This window comes from Bradyrhizobium sp. cf659 (assembly GCF_900113725.1).
Lineage (GTDB): Bacteria > Pseudomonadota > Alphaproteobacteria > Rhizobiales > Xanthobacteraceae > Bradyrhizobium.
The window spans coordinates 69,459-77,524 of sequence record NZ_FOQJ01000018.1 but is presented as its reverse complement, the minus strand read 5'-3'; the positions used below and the strand labels follow the sequence as shown (position 1 = coordinate 77,524).

Genomic DNA, 8,066 nt, shown 5'->3' with positions numbered 1-8,066 from the left:
CGCAGATCCCACAGCCACCCAGACCAGATCGAGCTATCCTATGCCTAACTTCCCCGGACAGCCCTGCGTAAGAACGGGGCGAGGGAGCGCACCGCTGCTGCGGCAACGGCTCGCCTCACTGCACCAGATCAAACCGTCGGCAGAACCGAGAACTTCTCCCCTGCCCTGCGCAGGTCCAGCTCGTCCGCGCCGGCCGTCTCGCTGGTGACGCTGTCGACGCGCGCGGAGGGCGGACCATGGCGGCACAGCGCCACCATGTCGGCGACGTGGTTCGGCGCGCCCGCGAACAGCGCTTCCACGCTGCCGTCGCGGCGATTGCGGACCCAGCCTTCGAGCCCGCTCGTGGTGGCCTGGTATTCGACCCAGGCACGATAGCCGACGCCCTGCACGCGGCCGCGGATCATGACCTGGAGGATCGCCCGGCTCATTTCTTGAGTCCGAGCAGATCGGCGCCGCGCGCCTTCGTCTCGGCCTCGCGCATGACACGGCTGGTCAATTCCGCGGACGCCAATCCCTTGAGCGCTTTGGGGGGCGTGCCTTCGCGCAGCGCCTTCAGCGTGTCGGAGACGGCCTGCGTCGCCGCCGCGATCGGCGCGTGGCCCTGGAGCGCGATACGCACGCGCCGGCCGGCGAGATAATCGGGCTTATTCAATTCTTCCGGCGCACCACCGAGCACGATCGGCAGGTGCGTCGCGGCTGCGACCGCTTCGAGCTCCGCGCGCGACTTGATGCCGGTGAAGAACAGCGCGTCGACGCCGGTCGCCTCGTAGGCCTGCGCACGGCGGATAGTATCTTCGAGCGAGGTGATCGAGGCAGCTCCAGTACGGCCCATGATGACCAGCGAGGGATCGCTGCGGCCGCCGAGCGCCGCCTTCATCTTGCCGACGCCCTCCTCCAGCGAGATCAGTTGCGTCTTCGCTTCACCGAAGGCGGCCGGCAGCAGCGTGTCCTCGATGGTGAGGCCGGCCGCCCCCGCCGTCTCCAGCTCCTGCACGGTGCGGCGCACGTTGAGCGCATTGCCATAGCCGTGATCGGCATCGACCAGCACCGGCAGCGCGGAGGCGCGCGACATCCGCCGCATCTGCTCGGCGAGCTCGGTGAGCGTGATCAGCGTGATATCGGGATCGCCCAGCACGGCGAGCGAGGCCACCGAACCGCCGAACATGCCGAGCGGAAAGCCGAGATCCTCGGCGATGCGGATCGAAATGGCGTCATAGACCGAGCCGGGATGGATGCAGCCCGGACCCGACAGGATCGATCGCAATTTTTCGCGGCGGGAACGGAAGGCCATGGTGCTGTCTCGGTCAGTGCAACGCCGTCGCAACATACTCCGTCATTGCGAGCGCAGCGAAGCAATCCAGAATCGTTCCGCGGAGGCAGTCTGGATTGCTTCGCTGCGCTCGCAATGACGAAGCGCGTGGAGCCCGCTAGGGCCCCACTCGCACTCTTTACGCAAACTCCAAAATCAGTGCATCGACCGCGAGCGTCGCACCGGCGCTCGCATGGATCTTCTTCACGGTGCCGTCCTGCTCGGCGCGCAGCACGTTCTGCATCTTCATCGCTTCGACCACCGCGAGCGTCTCGCCGGCCTTGACCTCCTGCCCCTCGCTCACCGCGATCGAGACGATCAGTCCGGGCATCGGGCAGAGCAGCTTCTTGCCGGTGTCGGAGGCCGTGGTCACCGGCATCAGCCGTGCCGAGGCCGCCTCGGATTCGGTCCAGACATAGACCGGCACCTCGACGCCCTGATGCGCAAGACGGATGCCGTTGGCGATCGGGCGCGTCTGCACCGCGACGAAATGGCCGTCGATGGTGCCCTGCCAGACCGGATCACCCGGCTTCCACGGCGACTGCAGCAGATGCGCATTGCCGGCCTTGCCGTCGGCATCGACGAAGCGGATCGCGATCGCCTCGCCCTCGCGCCCGACCTCGAGCCCAATCTCCTGGCGATCGAGCCAGACCGCGCGGCGGCGCTCGCGCTGCACGATCCGGCCGCCAAGCTGACCGGAAATCTGGCGCTTGCGCTCGCCGAGCACGTGATCGATGGCGGCGCCGACCGCGGCGATCCGCCGGGCGACCTCGCCTTCGGGCACGCGCACCGCAAAGCCCTTGGGGAATTCCTCGGCGATGAAGCCGGTCGAAAGCCGGCCCTCGCGCCAGCGCGGATGGTGCATCAGTGCCGACAGGAACGGGATGTTGTGCCTGATGCCGTCGACATAGAAAGAATCCAGTGCCGTTGCCTGCGCCTCGATCGCGGCCGCGCGCGAGGGGGCGTGGGTGACGAGCTTGGCGATCATCGGATCGTAATGGATCGAGATCTCGCCGCCCTCCTGCACGCCGGTGTCGTTGCGGATCGTGATGCCGTCCTGGCTGGCTTCCGCCGGCGGACGATACTTCACCAGGCGTCCGATCGAGGGCAGGAAGTTGCGGAACGGGTCTTCGGCGTAGAGGCGGGATTCCACGGCCCACCCGGTGAGCGTGACATCCTTCTGCGCGAGGCCGAGCTTCTCGCCGGCGGCAACGCGGATCATCTGCTCGACGAGGTCGATGCCGGTCACGAGCTCGGTGACGGGATGCTCGACCTGGAGGCGCGTGTTCATCTCCAGGAAGAAGAAGCTCTTGTCCTGGCCGGCGACGAACTCGACGGTGCCGGCGGAATCATAGTTCACGGCCTTGGCCAGCGCGACCGCCTGCTCGCCCATCTTGCGGCGGGTGGCCTCGTCGAGCAGCGGCGACGGCGCCTCCTCGATGACCTTCTGGTTGCGGCGCTGGATCGAGCATTCGCGCTCGCCGAGATAGATGACGTTGCCGTGCTTGTCGCCCAGCACCTGGATCTCGATGTGGCGGGGATCGACGATGAACTTCTCGACGAAGACGCGGTCGTCGCCGAACGAGGCCTTGGCCTCGGCCTTGGCGAGGTTGAAGCCTTCGGCGACCTCGCTCTTCGAATGCGCGATACGCATGCCCTTGCCGCCGCCGCCGGCGGAGGCCTTGATCATCACGGGGTAGCCGATCTCGTCGGCGATGCGGACCGCGTGCTTGTCGTCCTCGATGACGCCGAGATGGCCCGGCACGGTCGAGACCTTGGCCTTGGCCGCCGCCTTCTTGGATTCGATCTTGTCGCCCATCGCGGCGATCGCGCCCGGGTTCGGGCCGATGAAGACGATGCCGGCCGCTTCCAGCGCGCGCGGAAAGGACTCGCGCTCGGACAGGAAGCCGTAGCCGGGATGCACCGCCTCGGCGCCCGTCTTGCGGCAGGCCTCCACGATCTTCTCGATCACCAGATAGCTCTCGGCCGCGGCAGGCGGGCCGATCAGCACGGCCTCGTCGGCCATCTCGACATGGAGGGCATCGCGGTCGGCCTCGGAATAGACCGCGACCGTTTCAATTCCCATCCGGCGGGCAGTCTTGATGACCCGGCAGGCGATTTCGCCGCGATTGGCGATCAGGATGCGTTTGAACATGCTTTTCTTGAGTCTCGACCTTGGGCGGGACCCTTCCCCGACCGTTGGGGCCTCTGGGACGGGCCGTGTGACCCCGTGGTACATCAAAATAGGCCGGAGGCAACGGTCTAAATCCGGCCCCTCTGGCGTACCAGCGCAAGACCAAAATGGACTTGGGCAAGGGGCTTGGCGCGCCCCCGGGACGGCTTACCGCTTCGCGGCCTTGGCCACGCCCCGCACCAGGGCGTGAATGAAGTCCAGTTTGGCGACCACCGCCTGCGACAGGATGAACGGATAGAGATCGCGCATGCCCATGGCGCGGTTGACGCTATTCAGGGCGAAGGTGAAGGGCAGCCATGCGTCGACCAGCGTCTGGACGTCCCGCGCCTCGTAGGGGTTGAACCGGAGCCGCGTCGACAACTCTCCGTCGCGATCGACCCGCGGCCGCACCTCCATACCGAACTCGGAGGCCATCTCCAGGGTGTCGACGATGTGGAGGTAGTGCGCCCAGGTTTCGGCGAAATCTTCCCAGGGGTGCGTCGTGGCGTAGCTAGAGACATAGTTCTGCTGCCAGTCCGGTGGCGCGCCTTCGGCATAATGGCGCTGCAAGGCCTGGCCGTAATCGGCCGAATCGTCGCCGAAGACGGCGCGGCATGCGTCGAGCTTGCCGCCCTGGCGGACCAGCACATCCCAGAAATAATGTCCGACCTCGTGGCGGAAATGCCCGAGCAGCGTCCGGTAGGGCTCGCCCATCTCCAGCCTGCGCCGCTCGCGCTCGATGCCGTCGGTTTCGGTGAGCGCGATCGTGATCAGGCCGTCGTCATGCCCGGTCATCACCTTCTGTCCGCTGTTCGGATCGTCGGCGAGGAAGTTGAAGATCAGGCCGTGCTCGGGATTGTCCAGCCGGTTCTGGAGCGGCAGCTTCCAGCGGATCAGGGAATAGAACAGCCGGTGTTTTGCCACCTCAAGCTCGCGCCAGCCGGCGAGCTGAGCCTGATCGGAGAGATCCGGCACCATGCCGTTGTGGCGGCAGGCACGACAATATCCGTTGGTATCGCCCGGATCCGTCAGCCAGTTGCAGGCATCGTACTCGGCATTGCGGCACAGCTTGCGTCCCCTGCCCTTGTCGGCCAGCGTCGTCCAGGACACGGCCTGAGCCTCGCCGTCGGGCTCGAGCGCCGACATCGTCTCCTTCTCCGGGAGGAAGGCGACGCGGTGACCGCAACGTTCGCAGGCGCGATTCTCGAAATAGAGGACGTTGCCGCAGGACTGGCAGACAAAGAGCTTCAAGATTTAGCCTCTTCGAGAACGGAGCATTATAAATGAGAGTCGTGGCGCCTCGCAAAGACGCCTCCGCAGGCCCATCGTTCCAATACCAGGAACAAATAGCCAGACCGGGGGTTGACTGGCCTGACCGTCCCGCGGTCTGGCTGGCCGCGGGCCTTTCCTGACAGTCTATCCCTCCAGGCAATGGCCATCACGCTCCGTCTGTGTGAATATCGGTCCGGCATGTGCGCACCCGCATGACAACGGCCGACGCCTTGAACAATCCTCTGCCCGAGACCATCGCCGCCGAAAGGCTGCGCCAGCACCTCGAAGACGTCGCGCGCGAGCGCGACAATGCCTATCGCGCGCTCCAGGAGCGCGAGGCCGAGCTCGCGCGCATCCAGCGCATCGGCAAGGTCGGCGGCCTCGAGGTCGACTTCCGCGAGGGCTTCAAGAACCGTCGCTCGCCGGAATATCTGATGATCCACGGCCTGCCTCCCGAGGCCGCCGACGAATCGCACGAAGACTGGGTCGGCCGCATCCATCCCGATGACCGCGACGCCGCGGTGAAACACTTCTTCGATGTGCTGGCCGAGACCAGCGAGGATTATACCGCCGAATACCGCATCATCCGTCCCAACGACGGCGAGACCCGCTGGATCCGCGTCGTCGCCAAGATCGAGCGTGACGGCCACGGGCGCGCCATCCGCCTCGTCGGCGCCCATATCGATATCACCGACCAGATGCTCGCCCGCGAGACGCTACGCGAGAGCGAGGAGCGGTTTCGGCTGATCGCCGACAGCGCGCCGGTGCCGATCTGGGTCACAAAGCTCGACCGCAAGCGCTCCTTCGCCAACCAGGCCTATGTCGACTTCGTCGGCCTGCCCTACGAGGAGGCCATCGATTTCGACTGGCGCAAGGTGCTGCATCCGGATGACCTGCCGCAGGTGCTCCAGCAATCGGTCCAGGGTGAAGCGTCGCTAAAACCCTTCGTGCTGGAAGCGCGTTACAAGAACGCCGGCGGCGAATGGCGCTGGCTACGCTCGGAATCCCAGCCGCGCTGGGATCCGACCGGCAAGCATATCGGCTTCATCGGCGTCGCCCACGACATCACCGCCGCCAAGCAGGCCGAGATCGAGCTCCGGCGGCTCAACGAGACGCTGGAAGAGCGCATCGTCGAGCGCACCGCCGAGCTCGAATCCAACGAGGCCCGGCTCCGCGCGATCCTGGAGACCAGCAACCAGTATCAGGGGCTGGTCAATCTCAAGGGCGAATTGCTCTACGCCAACAAGACCACGCTCGCCGGCATCGGCGCCGAGGCGCGGGATGTCATCGGCCAGCCGTTCTGGGACACGCCGTGGTTCACGGGGACCCCGGGCATGAGCGACGTCGCGCGCGAGGCCTTCGAGACGGTGCTGAGGGGCGAAGCGGTGCGGATGGAGATGCGGCTGCGCCTGCCGGCCGGCGAGCGCGATTTCGAGTTCGGCATGCGCCCCGTGCTCGACCGCCAGGGCAACATCACCGGCGCGGTGCCCGAGGCCGTCGACATCACCGAGCGGCGCCGCGGCGAGGAAGCGCTGCGGCAGTCGCAGAAGATGGAGGCGATCGGGCAGCTCACCGGCGGTGTCGCGCATGACTTCAACAACCTCCTGACCATCATCCGCTCGGCGACCGACTTCCTGCGCCGGCGCGAGCTGCCGGAGGAGCGCCGCCGCCGCTATGTCGACGCCATCTCCGACACCGTCGAGCGCGCCTCGAAGCTGACCGCGCAGCTTCTGGCCTTTGCGCGACGGCAGCCGCTGAAGCCGCAGATCTTCAATGTCGGCAGCCAGGTCGAGGGCGTGGCGCAACTGGTCCGTCCGCTGGTCGGCGGCCGCATCGAGATCAGCGTCGAGGTTCAGGATACGGATTGTTTCACCGTCGCCGACGTCGCGCAGTTCGAGACGGCATTGATCAACCTCGCCATCAACGCCCGCGACGCCATGGACGGCGAAGGCCGCCTCACCATCGCGGTGCGCAAGGTGCATGGCATCCCGAGCCTGCGCGCGCAATCGGCGCGTGGCGGCGACTATGTCGCGATCTCGGTCGCGGATACCGGCTGCGGCATCGCGCCTGAGAACATCGACGCCATCTTCGAGCCGTTCTTCACGACCAAGGAGGTCGGCAAGGGCACCGGCCTCGGCCTCAGCCAGGCGTTCGGTTTCGCCAAGCAGTCCGAGGGCGACATCGCGGTGACGAGCACGCCTGGCAAAGGCGCGACCTTCACGATCTACCTTCCGCAGGCGCAGAGCCCGGCCACCGGGAGCGAAGCCGCAGCGCTGACCAGCGAGGCCGCGACCACCGGGCGCGGCTACCGCGTGCTCGTGGTCGAGGACAATGACGACGTCGGCCAGTTCTCGACCGAGCTGCTGGAGGACCTCGGCTATGTCGTCCGCCGCGTTGCCAATGCCAGTGCGGCGCTCGCCATCCTCGGCGAGAACGAATTCGCCGTCGATCTCGTCTTCTCCGACGTCATCATGCCCGGCATGAACGGCGTCGAGCTCGCCGGCCTCATCCGCGAGCGCTATCCGGGCCTGCCCGTCGTGCTCACCAGCGGCTACAGCAACGTGCTCGCCGAAAACGCCCATCGCGGCTTCGAGCTGATCCAGAAGCCGTATTCGGTGGAATCGCTGTCGCGCATCCTGCGCAAGGCGATCACGGAGAAGCTGTCGGTCGTGCGGTGAGTGTTATAGTTGCACGAAGCTCCCACAGACTCCGTCATTGCGAGCGCAGCGAAGCAATCCAGACTGCCTCCGCGGAAAGACTCTGGATTGCTTCGCTGCGCTCGCAATGACGGCGCGGGCGCGCCGTCCTAAAGCAACGGAACTTGATGACATGAAACCCGCCCTCCTCTCCGCCTGGCAGACCTGGGCGCTTCTCTCCGCTTGCTTCGCCGCGCTGACCGCGATCTTCGCCAAGGTCGGCGTCGAGAACATCAATCCGGATCTGGCCACCTTCATCCGCACCATCGTGGTGCTGCTCGCCTTTTCGGTGCTGCTGTTCTTCACCGGGCAATTCGCCGTGCCCTCGGCGATCTCGTCCAAGACCTGGCTGTTCCTGGTGCTGTCGGGGCTCGCGACCGGCGCATCCTGGCTGTGCTATTTTCGCGCGCTGAAGCTTGGCCCCGCCACGCTGGTGGCGCCGATCGACAAGCTCAGTGTCGTTCTGGTTGCTCTCTTCGCGTTCGCCTTTCTCGGCGAGCGGCCGACGGCGCAGGGCTGGGCCGGGATTGCCATGATCGGCGCCGGCGCCGTGCTGCTCGCGGTGAAGTTCTGAAGCGGAACAAAGGTGCCGTGACCACCGTTCCTGCCGGGGCGC

At 66.3% G+C, this 8,066-nt stretch carries 6 protein-coding genes; 2 read left to right on the top strand and 4 right to left on the bottom strand.

All coding sequences use genetic code 11. From position 1 onward, the window contains the following. Window positions 1–128: 128 nt before the first annotated feature. The 4 genes from BM118_RS38580 to BM118_RS38565 all read right to left on the bottom strand — a co-directional run bounded on the left by BM118_RS38580 (window position 129) and on the right by BM118_RS38565 (window position 4,733). Complete coding sequence (locus BM118_RS38580; RefSeq protein ID WP_027549311.1) at window positions 129–428, bottom strand: acylphosphatase; 300 nt, start codon at window positions 426–428, stop codon at window positions 129–131. Beyond that, a complete protein-coding gene (locus BM118_RS38575) occupies window positions 425–1,291 on the bottom strand; it encodes an isocitrate lyase/PEP mutase family protein (protein WP_092193059.1) in 867 nt (288 codons plus the stop codon). The genes BM118_RS38580 and BM118_RS38575 overlap by 4 nt, the downstream gene beginning before the upstream one ends. Window positions 1,292–1,448: 157 nt before the next feature. Next, window positions 1,449–3,464 carry an acetyl-CoA carboxylase biotin carboxylase subunit gene (locus tag BM118_RS38570; protein ID WP_092193057.1) on the bottom strand — a complete coding sequence of 672 codons (2,016 nt, stop codon included), beginning with the start codon at window positions 3,462–3,464 and terminating at the stop codon, window positions 1,449–1,451. A gap of 186 nt (window positions 3,465–3,650) precedes the next feature. After that, a complete protein-coding gene (locus tag BM118_RS38565) occupies window positions 3,651–4,733 on the bottom strand; it encodes a zinc-binding metallopeptidase family protein (RefSeq protein ID WP_092193055.1) in 1,083 nt (360 codons plus the stop codon). Window positions 4,734–4,954: 221 nt separating this feature from the next. Between BM118_RS38565 and BM118_RS38560 the strand changes: the two genes are divergently transcribed. After that, window positions 4,955–7,432, top strand: a complete 2,478-nt coding sequence (locus tag BM118_RS38560; protein WP_092193053.1) for a hybrid sensor histidine kinase/response regulator — start codon at window positions 4,955–4,957, stop codon at window positions 7,430–7,432. 151 nt (window positions 7,433–7,583) lie between these two features. Beyond that, window positions 7,584–8,024 (top strand): EamA family transporter, encoded by a 441-nt coding sequence (locus tag BM118_RS38555; RefSeq protein WP_092193051.1) that lies wholly within the window; start codon window positions 7,584–7,586, stop codon window positions 8,022–8,024. The last annotated feature ends 42 nt before the right edge of the window (window positions 8,025–8,066 follow it).

What these genes read in the sequence shown, in the direction of transcription:
- BM118_RS38580 (WP_027549311.1), bottom strand. Translation starts at nt 428, where the DNA reads ATGAGCCGGGCGATCCTCCAGGTCATGATCCGCGGCCGCGTGCAGGGC.
- BM118_RS38575 (WP_092193059.1), bottom strand. Translation starts at nt 1,291, where the DNA reads ATGGCCTTCCGTTCCCGCCGCGAAAAATTGCGATCGATCCTGTCGGGT.
- BM118_RS38570 (WP_092193057.1), bottom strand. Translation starts at nt 3,464, where the DNA reads ATGTTCAAACGCATCCTGATCGCCAATCGCGGCGAAATCGCCTGCCGG.
- BM118_RS38555 (WP_092193051.1), top strand. Translation starts at nt 7,584, where the DNA reads ATGAAACCCGCCCTCCTCTCCGCCTGGCAGACCTGGGCGCTTCTCTCC.